The sequence below is a fragment of the Pseudomonas sp. GCEP-101 genome (assembly GCF_025133575.1).
Classification (GTDB): Bacteria; Pseudomonadota; Gammaproteobacteria; order Pseudomonadales; family Pseudomonadaceae; genus Pseudomonas; species Pseudomonas nitroreducens_B.
In genome coordinates this window covers 5,628,470-5,652,481 of sequence record NZ_CP104011.1, presented here as the reverse complement: position 1 = coordinate 5,652,481, position 24,012 = coordinate 5,628,470, and the positions used below count along the sequence as shown (strand labels likewise).

General features: G+C 69.9%; 20 protein-coding genes. 10 read left to right on the top strand and 10 right to left on the bottom strand.

Going from position 1 to position 24,012, the window contains the following annotated elements:
- Positions 1 to 342 precede the first annotated feature (342 nt).
- The 6 genes from N0B71_RS25460 to N0B71_RS25435 are packed head-to-tail and all read left to right on the top strand — an operon-like array spanning position 343 to position 7,419.
- Positions 343 to 1,947 carry an ABC transporter substrate-binding protein gene (locus N0B71_RS25460; protein ID WP_259755724.1) on the top strand — a complete coding sequence of 535 codons (1,605 nt, stop codon included), beginning with the start codon at positions 343 to 345 and terminating at the stop codon, positions 1,945 to 1,947.
- Positions 1,944 to 2,936 carry an ABC transporter permease gene (locus tag N0B71_RS25455; protein ID WP_259755722.1) on the top strand — a complete coding sequence of 331 codons (993 nt, stop codon included), beginning with the start codon at positions 1,944 to 1,946 and terminating at the stop codon, positions 2,934 to 2,936. Before N0B71_RS25460 ends, N0B71_RS25455 begins: the two co-directional genes overlap by 4 nt.
- A complete protein-coding gene (locus N0B71_RS25450) occupies positions 2,933 to 3,769 on the top strand; it encodes an ABC transporter permease (protein WP_259755721.1) in 837 nt (278 codons plus the stop codon). The genes N0B71_RS25455 and N0B71_RS25450 overlap by 4 nt, the downstream gene beginning before the upstream one ends.
- The gene (locus N0B71_RS25445; protein WP_259755720.1) at positions 3,766 to 5,376 is read left to right on the top strand and encodes an ABC transporter ATP-binding protein; all 1,611 of its coding nucleotides are present in this window, start codon (positions 3,766 to 3,768) and stop codon (positions 5,374 to 5,376) included. The genes N0B71_RS25450 and N0B71_RS25445 overlap by 4 nt, the downstream gene beginning before the upstream one ends.
- Positions 5,373 to 6,581 (top strand): LLM class flavin-dependent oxidoreductase, encoded by a 1,209-nt coding sequence (locus N0B71_RS25440; protein WP_259755718.1) that lies wholly within the window; start codon positions 5,373 to 5,375, stop codon positions 6,579 to 6,581. The genes N0B71_RS25445 and N0B71_RS25440 overlap by 4 nt, the downstream gene beginning before the upstream one ends.
- Positions 6,574 to 7,419: an alpha/beta fold hydrolase gene (locus N0B71_RS25435; RefSeq protein WP_259755717.1), complete on the top strand. Its 846-nt coding sequence runs from the start codon at positions 6,574 to 6,576 to the stop codon at positions 7,417 to 7,419. Before N0B71_RS25440 ends, N0B71_RS25435 begins: the two co-directional genes overlap by 8 nt.
- A gap of 58 nt (positions 7,420 to 7,477) precedes the next feature.
- Here the strand turns inward: N0B71_RS25435 and N0B71_RS25430 are convergent, their stop codons facing one another.
- The gene (locus N0B71_RS25430; protein WP_259755715.1) at positions 7,478 to 9,061 is read right to left on the bottom strand and encodes a rhodanese-related sulfurtransferase; all 1,584 of its coding nucleotides are present in this window, start codon (positions 9,059 to 9,061) and stop codon (positions 7,478 to 7,480) included.
- Positions 9,058 to 9,663 (bottom strand): 3-mercaptopropionate dioxygenase, encoded by a 606-nt coding sequence (locus N0B71_RS25425; RefSeq protein ID WP_259755713.1) that lies wholly within the window; start codon positions 9,661 to 9,663, stop codon positions 9,058 to 9,060. The genes N0B71_RS25430 and N0B71_RS25425 overlap by 4 nt, the downstream gene beginning before the upstream one ends.
- A gap of 114 nt (positions 9,664 to 9,777) precedes the next feature.
- On the opposite strand from N0B71_RS25425, the gene N0B71_RS25420 reads away from it, so the two are divergent.
- From N0B71_RS25420 to N0B71_RS25405, 4 genes are all read left to right on the top strand, one after another.
- Complete coding sequence (locus N0B71_RS25420) at positions 9,778 to 10,674, top strand: LysR family transcriptional regulator (protein WP_259755711.1); 897 nt, start codon at positions 9,778 to 9,780, stop codon at positions 10,672 to 10,674.
- Positions 10,675 to 11,578: 904 nt separating this feature from the next.
- Positions 11,579 to 12,646, top strand: a complete 1,068-nt coding sequence (locus N0B71_RS25415) for an LLM class flavin-dependent oxidoreductase (RefSeq protein ID WP_259755709.1) — start codon at positions 11,579 to 11,581, stop codon at positions 12,644 to 12,646.
- Between the two features lie 11 nt (positions 12,647 to 12,657).
- Positions 12,658 to 13,602 (top strand): ABC transporter substrate-binding protein, encoded by a 945-nt coding sequence (locus N0B71_RS25410; RefSeq protein WP_259755708.1) that lies wholly within the window; start codon positions 12,658 to 12,660, stop codon positions 13,600 to 13,602.
- 246 nt (positions 13,603 to 13,848) lie between these two features.
- Positions 13,849 to 14,820, top strand: a complete 972-nt coding sequence (locus N0B71_RS25405) for an aliphatic sulfonate ABC transporter substrate-binding protein (protein ID WP_259755707.1) — start codon at positions 13,849 to 13,851, stop codon at positions 14,818 to 14,820.
- A gap of 84 nt (positions 14,821 to 14,904) precedes the next feature.
- Here N0B71_RS25405 and N0B71_RS25400 read toward each other — a convergent pair whose 3' ends face one another.
- From N0B71_RS25400 to N0B71_RS25365, 8 genes are all read right to left on the bottom strand, one after another.
- The gene (locus N0B71_RS25400; RefSeq protein WP_259755706.1) at positions 14,905 to 15,753 is read right to left on the bottom strand and encodes an ABC transporter permease; all 849 of its coding nucleotides are present in this window, start codon (positions 15,751 to 15,753) and stop codon (positions 14,905 to 14,907) included.
- Positions 15,750 to 16,763 (bottom strand): ABC transporter substrate-binding protein, encoded by a 1,014-nt coding sequence (locus N0B71_RS25395; RefSeq protein WP_259755705.1) that lies wholly within the window; start codon positions 16,761 to 16,763, stop codon positions 15,750 to 15,752. Before N0B71_RS25395 ends, N0B71_RS25400 begins: the two co-directional genes overlap by 4 nt.
- 56 nt (positions 16,764 to 16,819) lie before the next feature.
- Positions 16,820 to 19,453, bottom strand: a complete 2,634-nt coding sequence (locus tag N0B71_RS25390) for a TonB-dependent receptor (protein WP_259755704.1) — start codon at positions 19,451 to 19,453, stop codon at positions 16,820 to 16,822.
- 119 nt (positions 19,454 to 19,572) lie between these two features.
- Positions 19,573 to 20,529 carry a FecR domain-containing protein gene (locus N0B71_RS25385; protein WP_259755702.1) on the bottom strand — a complete coding sequence of 319 codons (957 nt, stop codon included), beginning with the start codon at positions 20,527 to 20,529 and terminating at the stop codon, positions 19,573 to 19,575.
- Entirely contained in the window at positions 20,526 to 21,032 is a 507-nt protein-coding gene (locus N0B71_RS25380; RefSeq protein WP_259755701.1) for a sigma-70 family RNA polymerase sigma factor, read from the bottom strand. Before N0B71_RS25380 ends, N0B71_RS25385 begins: the two co-directional genes overlap by 4 nt.
- 134 nt (positions 21,033 to 21,166) lie before the next feature.
- A complete protein-coding gene (locus N0B71_RS25375) occupies positions 21,167 to 21,961 on the bottom strand; it encodes a phosphate/phosphite/phosphonate ABC transporter substrate-binding protein (protein WP_259755699.1) in 795 nt (264 codons plus the stop codon).
- Entirely contained in the window at positions 21,958 to 22,935 is a 978-nt protein-coding gene (locus tag N0B71_RS25370) for a fatty acid desaturase (RefSeq protein ID WP_259755698.1), read from the bottom strand. Before N0B71_RS25370 ends, N0B71_RS25375 begins: the two co-directional genes overlap by 4 nt.
- A gap of 114 nt (positions 22,936 to 23,049) precedes the next feature.
- The gene (locus tag N0B71_RS25365; RefSeq protein WP_259755697.1) at positions 23,050 to 23,952 is read right to left on the bottom strand and encodes an AraC family transcriptional regulator; all 903 of its coding nucleotides are present in this window, start codon (positions 23,950 to 23,952) and stop codon (positions 23,050 to 23,052) included.
- Positions 23,953 to 24,012: the final 60 nt, after the last annotated feature.

The window sequence follows — 24,012 nt, the reverse complement described above, 5'->3', positions numbered from 1 at the left end:
TAGAAGATGCAGACTAGTCGCAAACCCTGTGCCAGTCGCCCTGGTCGCGCGCTCCGGTTCGCCACAGCGCCTGCTTTTCGTAGGACCGAGGGGGCGCCTAGTCTTGCTCGCGAACAGCATCATGCCACCGCCTAGAAAGCCCAGAGCACCCCCGCATGCGCTGCTCATCCGGCCAGGTTGCTGCTTTTCAGGCAATGCGCCGCCCGCACTGTGTGATTTGCACCAGCGGCCCTTCGCAGGCGTGCCGCAAAGCCCGCAGCGAAGGGCCTGCGGGCCCATGGCACAGCGCTTGCTCAAGCCCCTGCAAAGCCGATTCGCGGCGCTGATCCTGCAGGAGCTTCCATGTCCAGTCCCACCTTCCGCCGCGCGCCCCGACGCCCTCGCCATGCCCGGCTGCTCGCCGGCCTGCTGGCGGCCGGCCTGGCCATGGCGGGCGCCGCCGTGGCGGAGCCGACCCGCGGCGGCCAGCTCGACCTGGTGGCGCAACCGGAGCCGCCGTCGCTGTCCCACGCGGTGGTCAGCCACGTCGCCACCCAGTACGTCGGCGGCAAGATCCTCGAAGGGCTGATCACCTTCGACACCCACCTGAAGCCGCAACCGGTGCTGGCCCGCCGCTGGACGGTGTCGGCGGACGGCCTGACCTACACCTTCGAGCTGCAACCGGGCGTGAAATGGCACGACGGCCAGCCCTTCAGCGCCGACGACGTGGTGTTCAGCTTCCAGGACTTCTATCCGGAGGTGGACAAGCGCATGGCGAGTCTCTTCGCCGAGTACGTGGCCAGCGTGCAGGCCAAGGGTGCCGACCAGGTGGTGTTCCAGTTGAAGAAGCCCTTCTCGCCGCTGCTGTCGGCGCTGGGCAGCGGCCTGCGGCCCATCGTGCCCAAGCACCTGTATGCCGGCACCGACTACCGCAGCAACCCGTACAACCTCAAGCCGGTGGGCACCGGGCCGTTCGTCTTCCAGGAGTGGAAGCGCGGCGCCTACATCCGCCTGGCGCGCAACCCGGATTACTGGCACCAGGGCCTGCCGTACCTGGACGGCATCGTCTACCACGTCATCCCCGACGCCGCCGCCCGCGCCGCGGCCTTCGAGCGCGGCGAGGTGCAGGTGCTGCGCAGCGGCGACGCCGACTACGCCGACCTCAAGCGCCTGTCGCAGCTGCCGGGCGTCGAGGCCTCGGAGAAGGGCTACGAGCTGTACCCAGGGCTGGCTTTCCTGCAGATCAACACCCGCAAGCCGGGCCTGGACAACCCCAAGGTGCGCCAGGCGATCCTCTATTCGCTGAACCGCCAGTTCATCGTCGACAACATCTTCTTCGGCACCGGCCGCGTGGCAGCCGGGCCGTTCCTCGGCGCGTTCCACGATCCGAAGCTGCCGCAGTACGGCTATGACCCGGCCAGGGCCAAGGCGCTGATCGCCGAATCCGGCGTGGACGTCAGCACGCTGCGGGTGCGCCTGCTCAATGGCGAGAAGGGCGGCGCCTGGGAGCGCCTGGCCGAGTACACCAAGCAGGCGCTGCAGCCGCTGGGCATCAAGGTGCAGGTGGCCACCTCCGACGCCGCCACCTGGTACCAGCGCGCCAGCGACTGGGACTTCGACCTGACTTACAATTTCATCTTCCAGGTTGGCGACCCGTACCTGACCACGGCCTACCTGTACCGCACCGACTACCTCCTCAAGACCTCGCCGTTTGCCAACATCACCGGCTACAGCGACGCCGCCGCCGACGCGCTCTGGCAGCGCGTCGCCAACACGCCCGAGGGCCCGCAGCGCCAGGCCGTGTATGGCGAACTGGAGCGCAAGCTCAACGATGACCTGCCGATCGCGCCGATCTTCGAGATGCGCTTCCCCACGCTCTACCAGCAGCGCGTGCACAACCTGATCCGCAGCGCCACCAGCCTCAACGACAGCTACGCCGAGGTCTACCTGGAGCCTGCCAAGCAATGAATGTGCTGCTGTACGCCGGCGCGCGCCTGGGGCGTGCGCTGGCCCTGATCGTCGCGGTGCTGGTGGGCGCCTTCCTGCTGCTGCGCCTGGCACCGGGCGACCCGGCGCTGCTGATGGCGGGGGAGGCGGGCAGCGACGATGCCGACTACATCGCCCGGCTGCGCGGCCAGATGGGCCTGGACCTGCCGCTGCCGGTGCAGCTGTGGCGCTACCTCGCGCAGATCGCCCACCTCGACCTGGGCTACTCCTACCGCAACCAGGAAGGCGTCTGGCAACTGATCGCCGAGCGCCTGCCCGCCACGCTGCTGCTGATGGGCTCGGCCTTTGCCGTGTCGCTCACCCTCGGCGTGACTCTGGGCGTGCTCGCCGCGCGCAGCCAGCAGGGCAGTGGCCGGCTGGACCGCTTCATCGGCCGCGCCGTCTGGGTGTTGTTCGCCACGCCACCCTTCTGGCTGGCGCTGCTGCTGGTGCTGCTGTTCTCCGTGCAGCTGGGCTGGCTGCCGGCGTTCGGCATGCAGAGCGTCGGCGCCGACCTGAGCGGCTGGGCCTGGTGGGCGGACCGCCTCGGCCACCTGCTGCTGCCGTGCCTGTCGCTGAGCTTCCTGTCGCTGGCGATGTACGTGCACCTGACGCGCAGCGCCATGCTCGACATCCTGCCCCAGGAACACGTGCGCCTGGCCCGCGCCAAGGGGCTGGGCGAGGGGCGCATCCTGCTGGACCACGTGCTGCGCAATGCGCTGGTGCCGGTGGTGACCTTCGCCGGCCTGCAGCTCGGCCAACTGGCCAGCGGCGCCCTGCTGATCGAGGTGGTCTATGCCTGGCCGGGCATCGGCCGGCTGCTCTACGACGCGCTCAGCCAGCGCGACTATGCGTTGCTGCTGGGCGTGTTCCTGGTGATCTCCTGCCTGGTGGTGGCGTTCAACTTCCTCGCCGACCTGCTGTGCCGCCTGCTGGACCCGCGCATCGGCGCGGCGGGGGAGGTGCGATGAGCCTGCGTCGCGCGTTTGCCCGGCCCGGCGCGCTGCTCGCCGCCGGCTTCCTGGTCCTGCTGGCCGCCTCGGCGCTGCTGGCGCCCTGGCTGTGCTCGGCTTCGCCCTGGGAGATGCTGGCGCGGCCGCTGGTGCCGCCGTTCAGCGATGCCAGCCACTGGCTGGGCACCGACATGCTCGGCCGTGACATCGCCACCGGCTTGCTCTATGGCGCGCGCACCTCGCTGACCGTGGGGCTGCTGGCGACCCTGGCGACCCTGCTGCCGGCGCTGCTGATCGGCGCCACCGCCGGCTATTTCGGCGGCTGGGTCGATGAGTTGCTGATGCGCATCGCCGAGTGCTTCCAGATTATCCCGCAGCTCGTGCTGGCGGTGGTGCTGGTGGCGCTGATGGAACCCTCGGTGGGCTCGGTGGTGCTGGCCCTGGCGCTGGTGGCCTGGCCGCCGGTGGCGCGCCTGGTGCGCAGCGAATTCCTCAGCCTGCGCCAGCGCGAGTTCGTCCAGGCGGCGCTGGTGCTGGGCGAGCGGCCGGTGCGCATCGTCTTCGTGCAGATCCTGCCCAACGCGCTGTCGCCGCTGCTGGTCAGCCTCACCTTCATCCTCGCCGCCGCCATCCTCACCGAAGCCGCGCTGGCCTTCCTCGGCCTGGGCGACCCGGAGGCGATGAGCTGGGGCTACATGATCAATGCCTCGCGCAACCTGCTGCGCGAGGCGCCGTCGATGAGCCTGCTGCCGGGCGTGGCGATCCTGCTCACGGTGCTCTCGGTGCAGCGCGTCGGCGAGGCGCTGCGCGAAGCGGTGCAGACAACCGGCAGCCAGGGAGGCCGCCCATGAGCGAGAAACTGCTGGAAGTACGCGACCTGCGCATCGACCTGCCGGCCGGCGGCGACCGTGCCTGCGCGGTGAACGGGTTGTCCGTCGACCTATCGGCCGGCGAAGTGCTCTGCGTGGTCGGCGAATCCGGCTCGGGCAAGTCGATGCTGGCCAACGCCATCCTGCGCCTGCTGCCGGCGCATCTGACGCCGGTGGCCGGCAGCATCCGCTTTCGCGGCGAGGACCTGGCCGGGCGCAGCGAGGCCGGCATGCGCGAGCTGCGTGGCAAGGACATCGCCATGGTGTTCCAGGAGCCCATGAGCGCGCTCAACCCGTTGATGAGCATCGGCCGGCAGGTCGACGAGAGCCTGCGCGCCCACGGCGTGGCATCGCCGGCCAAGCGCCGCGAGCGGGTGCTCGACCTGCTCGGCTACGTCGGCCTGCCGGAGCCGCAGAGCCTCTACCACGCCTATCCCTTCCAGCTCTCCGGCGGCCAGCGCCAGCGGGTGGTGATCGCCATCGCCCTGGCGCTGGAGCCGGCCCTGCTGATCGCCGACGAACCGACCTCGGCGCTGGACGTCAGCACCCAGGCCCAGGTGCTCGACCTGCTGCGGCGCATCCGCCGCGAGAAGGGCATGGCGGTGCTGCTGATCACCCATGACTTCGCCGTGGTGGAGGCCATCGCCGACCGCGTGCTGGTGATGCAAAAGGGCCGCGCGGTGGAGCAGGGCGCGTTGCGCCAGGTGCTGGACGCGCCGCAGCATCCCTACACGCGCCAGCTGCTGGCGGCGCTCGCACCCGGCCAGCGCCGCCCACGGCGCTTCGAGGCGGACGTCGCGCCGCTGCTGGAGGTGAGCGGCCTGCACAAGCACTACGACAGTCGCCAGGGCCTGTGGCGCCGGCGCCGCGTCACCGCGCTGGCCGATGCCTCGTTCAACCTGCGCCCCGGCGAATGCCTGGGCATCGTCGGCGAATCCGGTTCGGGCAAGACCACCCTTGGGCGGGCGCTGGTGCGCCTGTTGCGCCCGGACGGCGGGCAGATCCTGCTGCGTGGCACGGACCTGGCGTCCCTCTCGCAGCGTCGGTTGCGCCCGCTGCGCCAGCAGGTGCAGATGGTCTTCCAGGACCCCTTCGCCTCGCTCAACCCGCGCCAGCGCGTTGGCCGGCAGATCATGGCCGGGCCGCTGGCCCATGGGGTTTCCGCCAGCGAGGCGGAGCGCCGCGCGCGGGAGCTGCTGCAGCAGGTCGGCCTGCCCGACGCCGCCTTCGAGCGCTACCCGCGGGACTTCTCCGGCGGGCAGCGGCAGCGCATCGGCATCGCCCGCGCCCTGGCCTTGCAGCCCAAGGTGCTGGTGGCAGACGAATGCGTGTCGGCGCTGGATGCCCTGGTGCAGCAGCAGGTGCTGGAACTGCTGGAACGGCTGCAGCGCGACCTGGGCCTGAGCCTGGTGTTCATCACCCACGACCTGCAGGTGGCGGCGCGCCTGTGCGACCGCATCGCGGTGATGCAGGGCGGGCGCATCGTCGAACTGGGCGAGGCGCAACAGGTGCTGCGCGCGCCGCGCCACGACTACACGCGCCGGCTGCTCGCCGCGCATCCGCTGCGCGACGTGGAGGAGCCCGCATGACGGCGCCACGGCAGATGGCGCTGGGCGCATTCCTCATGGCCACCGGGCATCACCTGGCGGGCTGGCGACACCCCGGCGCGCACGCCGCTGGCGGGCTGGACGTGGAGCACTACCGGGCGCTGGCGCGCACCGCCGAGCGCGGCTGCTTCGATGCGATCTTCCTCTCCGACACCCTGGCCATGCTGCCGGGGCGCCTGGACGCGCTGAGCCGCATGGCGCGCACCGAGCACTTCGAGCCGCTGACGCTGCTGGCGCATCTGGCGGTCAGCACCCGGCACATCGGGCTGGTGGCCACCGTCACCTCCTCGTACAACGACGCGGCGAACGTGGCGGACACCTTCGCCACCCTGGAATCCCTCAGCGGCGGCCGCAGCGGCTGGAACCTGGTGACCTCGAGCAACGCCGAGGAGGCCGGCAACTTCGGCCGCGACCGCCACTACGAGCACGCCTGCCGCTACCGCATGGCCGAGGACTTCCTCCAGCGCGTGCGCGAGCGCTGGGCGGCCCGCGGCGTGGCGCCGGTGCAGGTGCTGGCCGGCGCGTCGGAAGCCGGCCGGGAACTGGCGGCGCGGCAGGCGGAGGTGCTGTTCACCGCGCAGCCGGAACTGGCCGGCGCCCAGGCGTTCTACCGCGATATCAAGCAGCGGGTGGCGCGCCACGGCCGCAACCCGGACGCGCTGAAGGTGATGCCCGGGGTGCTGCCGATCCTCGGCGCCAGCCGCGCGCAGGCCGACGAGCACCGCGCCCAGTTGCAGGAGCTGGTGCAGCCGGTGGTGGGGCTGTCGCTGCTGTCGGACGTGGCCGGCGGCTTCGACCTGTCGCCATGGCCGCTGGACGGCCCGCTGCCGGAACTGCCGCCCACCGAGTCCGGCGTCAGTCGCCAGCACCTGTTGCTGGACCTGGCGCGGCGCGAGGGCCTGAGCATTCGCCAGCTGTACCAGCGGATCGCCGCCGCGCGCGGCCATCGCGTGGTCGCCGGCACCGCCGCGGACATCGCCGACCAGTTGCAGGCGTGGTTCGAGTCCGGTGCGGCGGACGGTTTCAACATCATGCCGCCGTACCTGCCCGGCGGCCTCGACGATTTCGTTGCCCAGGTGGTGCCGCAGTTGCAGCAGCGCGGTGTGTTTCGCCGGCGCTACAGCGGCACCACGCTGCGTGATCACCTGGGCCTGGCCCATTCGAAGGAGGTTGCCCTGCATGGCTGAACACTGGACCCAGGAATTGCCCCGCGTACGCGGCGAGCCGATCGAAATCCGCCCCGGCCGGCGCATCAGCCTGGCGTACAGCCAGGGGCACAGCCACCCGCACACCGTGGTGTTCTTCGCCCACGGCGGTGGCGGCAACAAGGACCAGTGGCGCGAGCAGTGGCGCGAACTGCAGGCCGCCGGCTACAGCCTGGTGGCCTGGGACCTGCTGGGCCACGGCGCCAGCGACAAGCCCCGGCGCGCGGCGGACTACGCCTGGGACGAACTGGTGGCCGACCAGGTGGCGGTGCTGCGGCGCCATGCCGGCGAGCGCAACATCCTCGCCGCGCATTCGTTCGGCACCGGGCTGAGCATCAGCAGCCTGCTCCGGCTGCAGGCCGAAGGGCAGGGGCAACTGATCGACGCGGCGCTGCTGCTGGGCACCCAGCTCGCGCGGCCGCTGGGACGCGGCGGGCTGCTGTCGCTGCCGGCGTGGCTGCTGGAGTGGCTGCGGCCGGTCCTGGCGAAGGGCTTTCGCGAGCGCGCCTGGCACGCGGACGCCGACCCGGAGCTGGTGGACTACGAGGAGCGCCTGACGCGCCACAACCGCCTGGACGTGTTCAAGGCGCTGGTCAGCCAGGCGTCCTGGCTGCCGGAGGGGGAACTGGAGCGCCTGCTGCTGCCGGTGCGGATCGTCTCCGGCGACAGCGACGGCCTGACGCCGGCCGAGCGCGCCCGGGCGCTGCACGAGCGGCTGCCCAATTCGCAGTTCGAGGTGCTGGAGAGCTGCGGTCACCAGCTGATGCTGGAAAAGCCCCAGGCCATCAACCGGCACCTGCGCGAGTTGCTGGCGAGCTGAGGCGAAGGGCGACTGTCTGGCTCGCCCGCCCGCGAACGGGCAGGCGAGCGCTGGCGCATCAGATCACGTAGAAACCGTGGGTGCCGTCGCGGCCCAGTTGCTCCACCAGGCCGAACTCCCAGTCGAGGTAGCCCTGCATGGCCTCGCGCGGGTTGTCGGTGCCTTCGTAGGGGCGGCGGTAGCGGTCGATGCGCGGCGCCGCCAGCAGGCTTTCGCCTTCCTCGGTCGGCTGGCCGGCGGCCACCCAGGCGCTGGTGCCGCCCTCGAGCAGGAACACCGGCTTGTCGGTCAGCGCCGCCACGTCCGGCACCGCGAAGCGCGCCAGCAGGCTGGTACCGCAGGTGAGCACGTAGCGGTCGGCGTCACCCAGCGTGGCCAGTGCCTGGCGCAGTTGGCTGCGCAGGGCCCAGGCGGCGCCGGGGATGTGGCGCTTCACGTAGTTGGCGCTGGCGGTGAAGTCGAGCACGGCGGTGCCCGGCGCCCGCAGCCAGTCGGCCAGGGTCTGCGGGGTGATGGTCTCGGCCTGCGGCTTCGCCGGCAGCGGGGCGCTCCAGGCGCCTGTCTCGCTGAAATCGGCAGCTCCTGCGCCGTCGAGCACCGCCACTTCCCAACCCATCTGCGCGAGCCAGGAGGCGCTCATGTTGGCGCGCACGCCATCGTCGTCCACCAGCACCAGGCGCGCACCGCGCACGCTGGCGACGTGGTCGGTTTCCTGCACCAGCTGGCCGCCGGGGGTGGAGCGCGAGCCCGGCAGGTGGCCGGCTTCGTACTCCTCCGGGGTGCGCACGTCGAACAGGTAGGTGGTGCGGGCGGCGTCGGCCTGCCACTGGCGCAGGCCGGCGCGGTCGATGCGCGCCACCTGCGCCCGGTCGGCCACGGCACGGGCGCGCAGGGCGGCGGCCTGGCGGGTGTCGGCCGACACCTCGGCGAAGCGCCGCGCCTGGCCATGCTCCAGCTGTTGCCCGGCGAGGGTCCAGCCGATGGTGCCGTTACGCAGCGCCGAGACCGGGTTGGGGATGCCGGCATTCACCAGCGACTGCGTGCCGATGATGCTGCGGGTACGCCCGGCGCAGTTGACGATGACGCGGGTGGCCGGGTCCGGCGCCAGTTCGGCCACGCGTAGCACCAGTTCGGCGCCCGGCACGCTGATGCCGCCGGGGATGCTCATGGTCTGGTATTCGTCGAAGCGGCGGGCGTCCAGCACCACCACGTCGGCCTGCTGGTCGAGCAGCGCTTTCACTTCCTCCGCCGCGAGCGACGGCGTGTGGCGCTCGGCTTCCACCAGCTCGCCGAAGGATTTGCTCGGCACGTTGACGTCCTTGAACAGCTCGCCGCCGGCCGCGCGCCAGCCGGCGAGGCCGCCTTCGAGCAGGGCGACGTTGCTGTAGCCCAGGGCGAGCAGGCGTTGCGCGGCGACCTCAGCCAGGCCCTCGCCATCGTCATAGACGGTGATCGGCGTGTCGCGGCGCGGCACGCGGGCGTAGACCTCCAGCTCCAGCTTGGACAGCGGGATGTTGGCGGCGAACAGCGGGTGCTCCTGGGCGAACGGGTCTTCCTCGCGCACATCCAGCAGCGCCAATTCCTGGCGGGCGAGGAGGGCGGCGCGGATGTCGTGGAAGGAGCGGCGGGTGATCTGACTCATGCGGGGTTCTCTTTCGACAGGTCCCAGATATTGGGCAACTGGCTGTTGGAATAGCCGGAGATGAAGGGTTTCTCTTCACCGTCGGCGCTGAATACGGCACGTCGCACCGCGCCGATGTTGGCGCCGTAGACGTGGATGCTGATGGAGGCGCGGTCGCTGAAGGCATTGCTCACCTGATGGATGTCGCCGATGCACGGCGATACCGCTTCCACCTCGCCCGGCTCCAGGCGATGCGCCTCGCCGGCCGCCTGCAGGCTGCCGTCCGCGGCGAAGGCGAAGGGCTGCGAATACTCGGCGCCGCGCAGCATGCCGATCAGGCCCCAGACGCGGTGGTCGTGCACCGGCGTGCGCTGGCCCGGGCCCCAGACGAAGCTGACCACGGAAAAGCGCTGCCGCGAGTCGGCGTGCAGCAGGTATTGCTGGTAGCGCTGCGGATCGGGACGGGCGTAGTCCTCGGGCAGCCAGTCGTCGTGGCGCACCAGGTCGGCCAGCAGCGGGGTCGCCTGGGCGAGCAGCGCGGCTTCGTCGGGTTGGCTGTCGATGAGGGCCGCGAGGTCGCCGATGAACTGGCGCAGGCGGTCGAGGCGCAGAGGGGCTGGCATGCGCAAAGATTCACTCCGGTCGGGTTTGGCGCTACGGTATCAAACGGTTTTTTATTCCTGAAATGCATTTTGAATCTAAGCTAATATGCGAGAAATGCAATTGGTGCCCGTTTCATGAAGATCGATGACATCGACGCCTTCGTCGCCGTGATCCGCAACGCCTCCCTCAGCCAGGCCGCCGAAAGCCTCGGCTTGACGCAGTCGGCCATCACCCGCCGGGTGCAGAGCCTGGAGGAGTCCCTGGCGGTGGAATTGCTCGACCGCAACACCAAGCCGCTCAAGCCCACCGCCGCCGGGCGCCGGGTGTTCGAGCAGTGCCTGCGGGTGCTGCGCGAGGTGGACGGCCTGCGCGAGCTGGTGGCCAGCGACAGCGCCCCCAGCGGCGTGCTGCGCCTGGGCGTGCCGCAGAGCATCGGCGAAGTCGTGCTGCTCGACGCCCTGCGCCGCCTGGCCGAGGAGTACCCGGAGCTGCGCGCGCAGGTCAGCAGCGGTTGGGGCAGCCACCTGCTGGCGCGGCTGGAGAATGCCGAGCTGGACGCGGCGGTGGTGCTGTTCCCGCCGAGCAAGGTGTTCCCCGATGACCTGGGCGCCACGCCGCTGGGCCGCATCGAACTGTGCGTGGTGGCGGCGAAAGACAGCGACGTGCAGGCCCGCCGCCTGCTCGATTGCTACCAGCAGGGCTGGGTGCTCAACCCGGACGGGTGCGGGTTTCGCGCCGGCCTGCAGCGCGCCCTGGCCGACCAGGGCCTGGGGCTGCAACTGAACCTGGAAACCTTCGGCAGCGAACTGCAGCTCGGGCTGGTGGCGGAGGGCCGCGGCCTGGGCCTGGTGCCCGCGCCGGCCCTGGGGCGCAGCCGTTATCGCGAGCAGTTGCGGGTGTTGCAGCTGGAGGACTTCCAGCCGCTGATCCAGCTCTGGCTGGTGCGCCCGCGCCTGCTCGGCAACCTGGAAACCCCGGCGCAGCTGTTCGGCGCGGCGGTGGCCAGCGGGCTGGATATTTCGCCGGCCTGAATCCGCCCATCACCTCGCGGCGGATAATGCTGGGCGCGTTGTGCGCCCGACGCCGCGACGATCCTCGCGAACCGCCCGCGCTCGGTGTGTGGCCGGATGCGCCGTGGCGGCCCTGTTCGCGAGCAAGGACTAGGCGTCCCCCTCGGTCCTACGAAAAGCCCCTTAGGCGCGTGCAGGTGTGCAGGAGCGGACTCCGTCCGCGAGGGTGTCCGGCGCGATGCGAACCCATCGCGGACAAAGTCCGCTCCTACGCCAAGGAGAAGGGCGCGGCGATCCGCACGTAGGGCGGATAACCCGGAACGGGTTATCCGCCGATTGCCTTGTGGCGGATAACGCTGGTGCGTTATGCGCCCTACGGGGCTGACGCCACAGTTTCAGCCGGCACCGATCCAGTCCCCTCTCCCTTCAGGGAGAGGGTTAGGGAGAGGGAAACACAGGCACGGACCGAAGACAGTTGCTCCTACGCCAAGGTGAAAGACGTGGCGATCCGCACGTAGGGCGCATAGCCCGGAACGGGTTATCCGCCGATTTCCTGTGGCGGATAACGCTGGTGCGTTATGCGCCCTACGGTCTGCGGTCAGGTGACGCCGCGGGTTGGGCTTGTAGGAGCGAGCTTGCTCGCGAACTCCGTTCGCTCGCTGGTTCACCCGGATGGTGTCGTCGCGGCCCCGTTCGCGAGCAAGCTCGCTCCTACAAACAGCGAAAAACTCGGCGCGCAAGTTGGTGGCATCAAAATATGCGCAATTAGCATATTAGGATATGACAAAAATGAATTTCCATCATGAAGAACTTGCCTATAGCTTCTAAGAACGACGCCACACAGGGCGTTTTTCTTATAACGCAAGCCGCCGGTGCGATGCCGCGGCCAGGCGAGGGCAACACAGTGAGCGTGGAAATTCTCGGCATGATCACCGCCACCCCGAGTTCCGAGGTGGATCAGCCGTTGGGGGAGGCGGTGGATGCCGGGTTCGTCCGGCGGTTCGCCCAGGCCCATGAGGACGCCGGCTTCGACCGCGTGCTGGTGGGCTATTTCAGCAATGCCGCCGAGGGCGCGGTGGTCAGCTCCTTCGTCGCCGCCGCTACGAGCCGGCTGGGCATCCTGCTGGCCTACCGGCCGGGCGTGATCGCACCGCCGCTGGCCGCCCGCCAGCTCGCCACCCTCGACCAGTTCAGTGATGGCCGCCTGGCCCTCAACGTGGTCAGCGGTGGCAACGACGAAGACCTGGCGCGCGACGGCGACTACCTCGACCACGACCGCCGCTACGCCCGCACCGACGAATACCTGCAGGCCCTGCGGCAGATCTGGACCGCCGAGTCCCCGGTGGATTTCAGCGGCGAGTTCTACCGCTTCCAGGGCGCCTCGCCCGCGGTGCGCCCACGGCAGAAGCCGCACATCCCGATCTACTTCAGCGGCTCTTCGGACGCCGCCATCGAGGTCGCCGCGCGGCACGCCGACACCTACATGCTCTGGGGCGAGCCGCTGGCGGCCGTCGACGGGCACATCCGCCGTGTGCGCGCCGCCGCCCAGGCGCAGGGGCGCGACCCGCGCTTCTCGGTGTCCTTCCGGCCCATCGTCGCGGACACCGAAGAGGCGGCCTGGAAGCGCGCCGCCGACATCCTCGAACAGGTGCGCGAGAACCGCACGCGCCTGGGCCTGCCGCTCAACGACCACCAGCCGGAGAACGTCGGCTCCCAGCGCCTGCTGGCCGCTGCCCAGCAGGGCGACGTGCTCGACACCCGCCTGTGGACCGGCGTGGCCCGCCTCACCGGCGCGCGCTGGAACTCCACCGCCCTTGTCGGCACGCCCGAACAGGTCGCCGCCGCGCTGGGCGAGTACTACCGCCTGGGCGTTTCCACCTTCCTGATCCGTGGCTTCGACCCGCTCGGCGATGCCGTGCGCTACGGCCAGGGCCTGATTCCCGCCATCCATGAACAGATCGCCCGCCTGCCGCAACTGCGGCGCGCCGGCTGAGGAGCCTTTCGATGAACCTGAAGCAACGCCTGCGCGCCACGATCGCCGCGCTGATCCTGGGCGCGCCGCTGGCCCAGGCCGCCGACCTGCCGACCCTGCGGGTGGGCGACCAGAACTACTACAACGTGCGTGCCTCGATGGAGGCGTCCGGCGTGCTCGAAGGCGCGCCCTATACCGTCGACTGGAAGCACTTCCAGTCCGCCGCGCCGGTGGCCGAGGGCCTGCAGGCCGGCGCGCTGGACCTGGGTTTTCTCGGTGACTCGGGGTTCATCTTCCTCGCCGCCAAGGGCGCGCCGGTGAAGCTCATCGGCATCTCCCGGCAGAACCCCGATACCATCGCGCTGCTGGTGCCCAAGGACTCGCCGGTGAAGACCATCGCCGACCTCAAGGGCAAGAAGGTCGCCTACTGGCCTGGCGCCTGGAGCCAGCAGCTGACCCTGCGCGCGCTGGAAAAGGCCGGCCTGCCCAGCGACTACGTGGAGTTCGTCAAGCTGATGCCCATCGACGCCGCCGCCGCGTTGCCGCGGGGCAGCATCGACGCCTTCCCGGTGTGGGAGCCGTATATCTCGCAGCAGATCGTGTTCTCCGGCGCGCGCCCGATCCTTACCGCCCGCAACCTGATGCCGGGGCTGTCGAGCATCGCCGCCAACGCCGACTCCATCGAGCCCAAGCGCGCGCAGATCGCCGACTTCCTCGGCCGCCTGCAGAAGGCCCGTGCCTGGGTCGAGGCGCACAAGGAGCAGTACGCGGACATCTGGGCGAAAAAGGCCAACCTCGACCAGTCCGTCTCGCGTCACTGGATCGGCCAGGCGGCGATGAGCGTCGGCCCGGTGGACCCCAAGGCGGCCGCCGATTACCAAAGCACCGCCGACTTCCTCCTGCAGACCGGGGCACTGCCCAAGGCCTTCGATACCTCCAGCGTGATCGACACCTCGTTCGCCGGCTCCTTCCACTAACGGGCGAATTCACCCGCCATCAGCGACCCGCGCGCAGGGGGCATGGCCCCTCCTGCCGCGGGTTGCATGCTGGCCGGGCGCTGCCGACGCCGGCATTAGTTAAGAACCAGAAATTATTTATTCGTTGTTTTTTATAGCTGTAACCTCAGTCGACCGGACCACCGGAGTCATCTCGCCTTACCTGACCAGTCCTGTGGTCCGCCCTCGCTCAGCGAGCGGCCACTCCGTCTCCGAGGAGCCGTATCCATGTCCCGCCCCCTGTTCCTGCGCCGTTTCGCCATTGGCCTGAGCGCCTCCGTCGCCTTGTTCGGTGCCCTGACCGCGCAGGCCGAAGAGACCCTGCGCATCGGCTTCCAGAAATCCTCCACGCTGCTCACCGTCGTCAAGGCGCAGGGCAGCCTGGAGCGCGAGCTGGGCAAGCAGGGCATCAAGGTCACCTGGCATGAATTCCCCAGCGGCCTGCCGCTGCTGGAATCGCTCAACGTGGGCAACGTCGACCTGTCCGCCGACGTCGCCGATACCGTCCCGGTGTTCGCCCAGGCCGCCGGCGCGCAACTGACCTACTTCGCCCGCGAAACCCCGTCGCCCACGGCGCAGTCGATCCTCGTCCCGCAGGATTCGCCGCTGAAGTCGCTGGCCGACCTCAAGGGCAAGCGCGTGGCCGTGACCAAGGCCGCCGGCAGCCACTACCTGCTGATCGCCGCGCTGCAGAAGGCCGGGCTGAAGTTTTCCGATATCCAGCCGGCGTACCTGACGCCCGCCGACGGCCGCGCCGCCTTCGAGAACCACAAGGTCGATGCCTGGGTGACCTGGGACCCGTACGTCGCCAGCGCCCAGCGCCAGCAGAACGCCCGCGTGCTCGCCGACGGGAAAGGCCTGGCCAGCTACCAGCGTTATTACCTGGCCTCCACCGCCTACGCCAAGGCGCACCCGGAGGTGCTCAAGCAGGTCTTCGCGCAGCTGCAGAAAACCGGCCGCTGGGTGAAGGAACACCCGACCGACGCCGCCAAGGTACTCGGCCCGCTGTGGGGCAACCTGGACGTCGCCACCGTCGAGCAGGCCAACGCCCGCCGCAGCTACGACGTGCAGCCGGTGCGCGCCGACGGCCTCGACGAGCAGCAGCGCATCGCCGACGCCTTCTTCGCCGAAGGCCTGCTGCCCAAGCCGGTGGATGCCCGCGCGGTGCCGGTGTGGCAGCCGGACGTGGCGAGCAACTGACCTCTTTTTTGACCGAGCCTTCGATCGAGCCATCCTCCGGCAGTCCCGCGTGACGACTGCCGGAGGAATCCTTCCCGGGGCCCGCTAGCGGGCCGCCCGTCCGTACCCCTGGGTCACCCGGTCGATCACCACGGCCAGCGCGACGATCGCCAGGCCCGCCTCCACGCCGCGCCCGACATCCAGGGTCTGGATGCCCACCAGCACATCCTCGCCCAGGCCGCGCGCGCCGATCATCGAGGCGACCACCACCATCGACAGCGCCATCATCACCGTCTGGTTCAGCCCGGCCATCAGGCTCGGCAGCGCCAGCGGCAGCTCCACGTGGCGCAGCCGCTGCCAGCGGCTGGCGCCCAGGCAGCGCGCGGCTTCGCGCACCGACGGGTCGACCTGGCGCAGGCCCAGGTCGGTGAGGCGCACCAGCGGCGGCAGGGCGTAGATCAGCGTGGCGAAGATCGCCGGCACCTTGCCCAGGCCGAAGAGCATCAGCACCGGGATCAGGTAGACGAAGCTGGGCAGCGTCTGCATGACGTCCAGCAGCGGCATCAGTACGCGGCGGGCGAGGGGCCGGTACGCCAGCAGCACGCCCAGTGGCACGCCGATGAGCACGCACAGGCCGGTGGCCACCAGCACCAGGGCGCAGGTCTGCAACAGCTTGTCCCAGAGCCCGACCACGCCGATCAGGAACAGCAGCGCCACCAGCAGCAGGGCGCGCTTCCAGCTGCGCCCGGCGTGCCAGGCGAGCAGCCCGAGCAGCGTGAGCAGCAGCCACCAGGGCGGCAGGCGCAGCAGGTTCTCCAGCAGCGTGACCAGTTGCAGCAGGCTGTCGGACAGCTGTCGCAACTGGTCGCCGTAGTTCAGTACCAGGCTGTCCACCCACTGGTTCACCGGCGCGGCGATGGAGTGGTGCAGCCCCTGGGGAAAGCTCGAACTCACAGCGCGGCCTCGACCTTGCTGCGCACCTCGTCGCTGACCCAGGGGTGCCAGACCTGCGGGTTGGCCCGGAGGAAGTCACGGGCGGCTTCGCGCGGCGGCTGGCGCGTCTCGCTCATCTTCGCCAGGGAGGCGTTGAGCAGACCGATGGGGAAGTCGACCTTCTCGAACACCGCGACCAGCTCCGGGTAGTCCCGGTGGAAGGCGGCCGAGACGCCCACCGACAGCCGCGCCGGCATCGAACGGGTGCCGCGCGGGTTGGGATTCTTCGCATCGCTCAGGGTCTTCCAGGCCTCGGCGTCGAATGGCGGTTCTTCCAGGCGCACCAGCTTGTAGCGGCCCATCAGCGGGGTGGGCGACCAGTAGTAGAACAGCACTGGCTTGCCACGGCGGATCGACGAGGCGATCTCGGCGTCCAGAGCCGCGCCGGAGCCGGTGCGGAAGTTCGTGAAGCTGTCCGTCAGGCCGTAGGCCTTGAGCTTCTGCGAGTTGACGATTTCCGAGGTCCAGCCGGTGGGGCTGTTGAGGAAGCGGCCCTTGTCCGGCGCTTCGGGATCGCGGAACACCTCGTGGTAGCGCGGCAGGTCGGCCACCGAGCGCAGGTCCGGCGCCAGGGGCGCGATACCGCGCGCGGCGTCGCCCTTGATCACGTATTCGGGCACCCACCAGCCTTCGTCGGCGTGCTTCACCGTGTCGCCCAGGCCGAACACCTTGCCCTCCGCCTGCGCCTTGACCCAGGCGGGGCTGCGCCCGGCCCATTCCTCGCCGATGACCTGGACGTCGTTGCGCGCCAGGGCCGCTTCCAGGCTGACGGTGCTGCCGGGCAGGGTGTCGGTGGGATAGCCGTAGCCCTGTTCCACCAGCACGCGCAGCACCTCGGTGATCAGGCTGCCGCTTTCCCAGGTGAGTTCGCCGAAATGAATGGGGGCTCTCTCGTCGGCGGCCTGGGCCCCGGCGGCCAGCAGGCCGAGGGCGAGGGCGGCGCCGCCGAACCAGCGTTTGAACGATTGCATGCAGGGTTTCCTCGTGCAGGTGATGGTGCGGGCGTGCCAGGGCACGCCCGTTGCGGTCAGAAGTCGTAGGTGAGCTTGGTGTAGTAGAAGGTGCCTTCCGGCGCGGCCGGCGACAGGTAGCTGTATTGCTGGGCCGGGGTCTGGCGCAGCTGGTCGTTGTACTTGTCCGGGCGGCTGTCGAAGAGGTTGTTGGCGCCCACCGAGACCTTCAGGCTGCGGTTGAACGCGTAGTTCAGGTCGAGGTCGGTGACCCACTGCGCGGAGAAGGTCTGGTCGTACTGCGACGCGCTGGCGTCGGCGGCGTACTTGCGGTAGCGGCCGAAGCGGGTCTCGTAGAGGCTGAAGGTCCAGGGGCCGATGCTGTGCACGGCGCCGAGCACCAGCTTGTCCTCGGGGTAGCCGTGTTCCAGGTAGCCCTCGGATTCGCGGGTGACGGTGACGAAGCCGTTGGGGTTCTCGTGGATCTTCTGCACCCGCGTGCGGGTCTTGGTGTAGCCGGCGGAGAGCGCCAGGTTGCCGTAGGCGCCCAGCTCCAGGTTGTACTTGCCGACCACATCCACGCCGCGGGTGCGGGTGTCGGCGGCGTTGGTCATGAACTGCGCCCAGCTGTACTGGCCGTAGCCCGCCTCGGTGAGGATGCGCTCGGCCTCGGGGCCGAAGATGCCGCCGCTGTAGAGGATGCGGTCGCGGATATCGATCTGGTAGGCGTCCACGGTCAGCGACGCCTGCTCGCTGGGCCGCCACACCACGCCCAGGGAGTAGTTGTCGGACTTCTCCGGCTTGAGTGGCTGTGCGCCGAGGGCGCGCGCCGCCGGGTTGTCCACCGGCAGCATGCGGGTCAGCACCGGGTTGCCGTCAGCGCCGACGTTGGTGGTGGTGGTCCAGGAGGTGCCGATCTGCCCGAGGGTGGGCGCGCGGTAGGCGTTGTTGATGGTGGCGCGCAGGCCCAGTTGCGGGGTCAGTTCGTAGCGCGCGGAGAGCTTGCCGGTGGTGGTGTCGCCGAAGTCCGAGTAGTGCTCGGTACGGGCGGCGAGGCCGAACTGGAAGCGCTCGGTCAGCTGGTTCTCCAGGCCCAGGTACAGGCCGCGGACCTGGCGGGTATAGGTGGCGGCGTCGTCCGGGGTCAGCCCCGAGGCCTGCACTGCGCCGACCTGCACGCCATCGATGCCGCCGAAGGAGTAGGAGGCGAAGTCGCCGTCCTCCAGGCGATAGCGCTCGTCGCGCCAGGCCAGGCCGGCGGACAGCGTCAGCGGCTTGAACGCCCAGTCCACGGGGACGTCGCGGCTGTAGTCGAAGTTGAGGTTGGTCTGCTCGTTGGTCAGCGTGGCGACGTCGAAGCTGGTCGGGCTGGCCACGCCGTAGCTCGGGTTGACGGTGTCCGAGGCACGCTCGGTGTGCTTGTCGCGGCCATAGGTGGCGGACAGGTCGAAGCGCCCGAGGGCTTCGTCGTCGTAGCGCGAGCCTAAGGTCAGCGAGGCGTCCTCGTAGTGGTAGCGGTACTGCGGGATGGTGCCGTTGGGGTAGATCTCCGGCACGTTGTTGGGGCTGCTGGCGAGCAGCGGCGGCGTGTTGTTGTACGAGGTGTCGCGGCCGAAGGTGCCGAAGCTGTAGAGGCGCCAGGCGTCGCTCAGGCCGACTTCGCCGTTGGCCGCCAGGTTGAACTTCTCCCGGCTCGCGCCGCCCCAGCGCGGGTCCTGCCGCTGGCCGTCGGCGTAGTACGTTTCGCCGATGTCGTCGGGCTTGTTGTTCAGCCCGTTGAAGCTCAGGGTGAGGAAGCCGTCCCCGGGCAGCGCCAGGCCGTACCAGCCGTCGGCGGACTTGCCGAAGCCGTCGCCCTGGCTGTACTTGCCCAGTTGCGCGTTGGCCTGGCCGCCGCTGTCGCGCTCTTTCAGGACGATGTTGATGACTCCGGCGATGGCGTCGGAACCGTACTGCGCCGACGCGCCGTCGCGCAGCACTTCGACGTGGTCGATGGCGCTGATGGGGATCATGTCCAGGTCAACCGATTGCGCGCCGATGAAGGGCACGCCGCCGGAGATGTTCACCACCGCCGAGGCGTGTCGGCGCTTGCCGTTGACCAGCACCAGGGTCTGGTCCGGCGACAGCCCGCGCAGCGATGCGCCCTTGGGGTCCTGGCCGCGGGTGGCGCTCTGGTTCTGCGGGAAGTTGAACGAGGGCAGCAACTGGAACAGCGCCTGGTTGAGGCTGGTGGCGCCGGTCTGCACCAGCTCGCTGGCGTCGATCACGTCCACCGGCGCGCTGCTGGTCAGCGCGGTGGCGTCCTGGCGGCGGGTGCCGATGGCGACCACGCGGTCCAGCGTCGGCACGGCCGATTCCGCCGCCGCGCCGCTGGCCCGTTGAGCGCCGCCCGCCGCCTTGCGGATGACGAAGGCGCCGTCCTCGCTGACCTGCAGCTGCAGGCCGGTGCCGCGCAGCGCCGCGTCCACCGCCTGTTGCGCGGAGTAGGTGCCGTCGACCGCCGCCGAGGAATAGCGGCCCACGTCCGGGGTGAAGGAAATCACCTGGCCGCTCTGCCGGCTGATCGACAGCAGCACTTCATCCAGCGGCCCCGCGGCGATGTGGTAGGCCTGCGACGGCCCGGCGGCCAGCGCCGAGCCGAGGAACAGGGTGGCGAGCGAACCCAGGGCGAAGGCCCCGGCCTTGCGAGTGAACTTCAAATGACGCGACATGACTCCCCCAGAGGATGCGCCGCAAAGGGCGGCGCTTACGTCATCTCTGTGCAACGGCCCGCGGGAACCTTGCAGATCGATTGGTTATGTCGTTAGAACCGCACCGGCAGTGCGCGCTGTCAGGCCGGCCCGACGCTGACCCACAGGTCCGTGCGCCGCGCGACGCGGATCGGCAGGGTGCGGGCGAGGGCGTCCAGCGCCTGGTCGCTGTCGTCCAGGCGGAACAGCCCGCTGACGCGCAGCCCTGCCACTGCCGGATCGACGCGCAGCACGCCGCTGCGGTAGGCGCGCAGTGCATCGAGTACCTCCGCCAGGGGCTGGTTGCGCACCTCCAGCAGGCCGTCCACCCAGGCGCCTTCGCCACCCAGCAGGGGCGTGGGCCGGGCGAAGGCGTAGCGGTCGAAACTCACCTGCTGGCGGCGCGGCAGTTGCAGGCGCTCGCCGGCCAGGGTGGCCAGGTCCAGCGCGCCGTCCAGCGCCAGGGCGGTGCAGTGCTCTTCGCCGAGGCGCATCTGCAGCCGGCCGCCCTGGCTGAGCACCTGGCCGAAGGGGCTGGTGACCAGCATCGGACGGCGGTCGCCGGCCACCCGCAGCTGGATTTCCCCGCGCCGCAAACGCAGCACGCGGCGCTGGTCGGTGAAGTCGATGTCCACGGCGCTGCGTGCGTTGAGCACCAGCTCGCTGCCGTCGTCGAGGCTGACGCGCTGGCGCCGGCCGGTGGCGGTGTGCAGGTCGGCGCTCAGCTCGTCCAGGGGCAGTTGCCGCTGGGCGAGCAAGCCGGCGCCAAGCATCACGCCCGCGCCGACCAGCGCGCCACGCAGCAGACGCCGGCGGCTGGCCCCGGCGGCGCTGAGGGTGCGCTGCAATTGCTCGCCGCGCACCCCCTGGGCCTGGGCCACGCGGAAGGCGCCGAGGGTCTGCTCCAGCCGCTCGCAGAGCTGCTGGTGACGCGGGTCGCGTTCGCGCCAGGCGCTGAAGGCTTCCCAGTCTTCGCGGCTGGCCTGGCCCGAGCGCAGCAGCACCAGCCAGCGGGTGGCCTGCTCGATCAGCAGGGCCTGGTGTTCTTCCGGGCTCATGACAGGCTGGCCTTGAGGCAGCGTTGCAGGGCCCGGGTCATGTAGTCGCTCACCGAGCGCTGGGAGATGCCCAGGGTGCGGGCGATTTCCGGGTAGGTCAGGCCGTCGATCTGCGACAGCAGGAAGGTCGCCTTGACCTTGGCCGGCAGGCCGTCGAGCAACTGGTCGATGCGTTGCAGCGCCTCCAGCAGTTCGGCGATCTGCTCCGGCGAACGCTCGTCGGCGGCCTCGGGGTCGAGACTCTGCAGGTAGGCGCGCTCCAGGTCGCGGCGCCGCCAGAGCTGGAACAGCAGGCGGCGGGCGATGGTGGTGAGCAGCGCGCGGGGCTCGCGGATCGGCGCCAGTACGGGGCTTGCCAGCAGCTGGACGAAGGTTTCCGCCGCCAGGTCCTCGGCGCTGGCGCCGGACTCCAGGTGCCGGCGCAGGCGACCTTGCAGCCAGTCGTAATGCTGGCGGAACAGCAGGCCAACATACTGGCCATGGGAATTGTCAGCACCGGACATGACGGCTCCAGAAGCGTGAGTGATGCGGGGGAGTCCGGTGTTCCGGTGGAGGCATCCTAGCAAGGCGTCTTATTCTTTAAAAATAGCTTTGTAATAGATATTTATAACCAAAATACGGAGCTGCGCAGGGGCCTTCACTGGCCGGGATGCAGCGCCGCCAGGCCCCGCTCGGCCGCCTCGCGCTCGTAGTCCAGCAGCACCTCGTAGTCCGCCTCGGCAGTCGGCAGGACGCGGCGAATGCGCAGCGCGGCGCGCACCTCGGGCTGCTGCTCCAGGGCCAGGTTCAGGGCCTCGCGGATCTCCCTCACCTGCGCCTCGCCGGCGCCGGTGATGTAGGGCAGGGCTGGGCTCGGCGCGCTGCGTTGCAGCAGGCGGACGCCGCTGGTTTCGCCGGGCGAATGCAGGGCCAGATAGGCGAAGGTGACGCTGTCGATCGCGACCAGGTCGACGCGGCCTTCGCGCAGCCACGCCAGGCTCTGGCGATGGCTGCCGCTCCAGTGCAGTTCGCCGAAGTAGCGGCTGCCGCGCTGCCAGGGAGCCAGGGCGTGGCGCAGCAGGTTCATGCCGGTGTTGGAGTCGGGGTTGTTGGCCGCGCCGCGGCAGCCGCGCAGGGCGTCGAGGTGGTCGCGCGGGTCGTCTTCGCGCACCAGCAGCAGGCTGCAATGCTCGCCGCCGGCGCTGTGCGGCAGGTCGAAGTCCGGACGGCCGACCAGCCGCACCCGGCCGCGCAGGGCGGTCATCAGGGGATAGCCGCAGGTCTGGGTGAAGAGCAGCTGCGGGTTCAGGAACAGGGCGTGCAGATCATCGCCCGGCCAGGGCTCGCGGTGCACGCCAAGCAGCGCCAGGGTGCGCGCGATCCAGGCGTCGCTGGCCTCGCGGACGACATCCGGGGCCGTGTACATCGGCAGTTCGGCCAGGGCCAGGGTCATGCGCTCGGCTCCGTTGTGGCGAAAGGGTGGCGGGGGCTGTCCACCGGCCGCACGGCATGGCGGCGGATCAGTTCACCGTAGCCGCGCACGAGGAAGCCGCCACTGCGTTGCAGCCAGTAGTCGCGGTGCGCGAGGTACAGCTGCGGCAGGCGATACCAGGGTGCCCAGGGCAGGTCGTGGTGGACCAGGTGCAGGTTGAGGTTGAGGAACAGCCAGCGCCACGGCCAGCCCGCTTCGTTGAGCACGCTGCGTTGCTCCGGCGCGGCGGCGGGGCGGTGCTCGTAGAAGGAGCGCAGCATGCCCAGGGCCAGTGCCGGCACGCTGACCCAGACAAGGTAGTGCAGCGCCGAGATCGCGCTGAAGTGCGCCACGAAGACCAGCAGCGCCGCGCACAGCGCGCCATGGATCGACCACATCCGCCAGGCCTGGCGATCACCGAATCGCAGCTTGCGGCCTTCTTCGATGGCGAGGCCGCACAGGGCGATGGGCGCGCCGATCAGCAGCCGCCCCAGCAGCGTCTTGTCCGCCCAGCGCAGCACGCGCGCCGGCGCGGGCAAGCGGTGCCAGCCGGCGTGGCCGATGTAGCGGCTTTCCGGGTCGATGCCCGGCAGCGTCAGGTGCTCGTCGCGGTGGTGCGCCAGGTGGCTGTCGCGGTACAGCGGGTAGGGGTACCACAGTGCGTAGGGCATGAAGCCCAGCAGGGCATTCAGCCGCGGCAGGCGCGTCGGGTGGCCGTGCATCAGCTCGTGCTGCACCGACATCCACAGCGCCACCAGGGGAACCAGCAGGGCCGTGGTCGGCCACACGCCGAGCCAGGGACTGGCCAGCAGCAGCGCGAACCAGCCGGCCTGGACGCCGATCAGCAGCAGCCAGGTGGGCCATTCGCCTGATCCCAGGCGGTCGCGTTCCAGGGCGGCGCGCAGAGGGGCCCAATCGGGCGCCGGCAGTGCGTCGGCAAGCGGGGCAGATGGCATGGCAGCTCCAGACAGTTCAGAGGGCTCGGACAGAGGTCCGCTGACGTATCTGTGGCGCGAGGCGGGGAAATCTTGCAGATCATTCGGGCATAAGGTTATGCCCGGGTGGGCAGCCTAGTTCGCCGCCCGGCGGAAGGCGCCCGGCTGCTGCCCGGTGGCCTTGTGGAAGGCGCGGGTGAACGCGGCGATGGACTGGTAGCCGACCGCCGCCGCGACTTCCGCCACACTCTGGTCGGCCTTCAGCAGACGGCACGCCTGGCCCATGCGCAGGGCCAGCAGCACCTGGCCGGGCGACTGTCCGCAGGTTTCGTTGAAGCGCTTGAAAAAGGCCGAGCGCGACAGCCCGGCGCAGGCCGCCATGTCTTCCAGGGTCCAGGGCAATTGCGGCTGCTGGATCATCTGCTCCAGCAGGCCGGCGAACTGCGGCTGGCGGGCGAGGGCGACCAGCCCGCCGAGGGACGGGTTGGCCACCACCTGCTGGCGCAGCACATAGAGGAACAGCAGGTGGCTCAGGCGTTCGAGCATCTGCTGCGACGGCGCGGGCTGCCGCCGGCACTCCTCCAGGATCAGCTCGAACAGGCTGCGCGCGGCGCGCTGGGACGGCTCCCCGGCGCGCAGCACGAGGAAGGCGGGCAGGGCGTCGATGATCAGCGCCGACAGCCCCGAATCGAAATGGAAGAACCCGCAGACCAGGCCCACGCCGTCCTCGGCCTGCCACTCCAGCGCGGTCATGCTCTGGCGCGGCTGGCAGGCCGCGTCTTCGGCGCTGGCTTCGCTGGAGAGCCGATACGGCACGTCACGCAGGATGAACACCGCGTCGCCGCTATCCAGCCGGCACGGCGGCTCGTTGTCCAGGTGCAGCCAGCAGTGCCCCTGCACCACCAGGTGGAAGCTCGCCCGCGCCAGCCCGTGGGTGGAGGCGTGCCAGCCGCCGCAATAGCGGCCCACATGGAACAGGCTGGCGCTCAGTTCAAGGCTGTCTAATAACCAATCAACCAGGGGGCTGGACGAAATCATCTAATGGAAAGACTCATGAGCAAGTGATAGCGACTTTAGAATATTGAATGGATTTCTTAT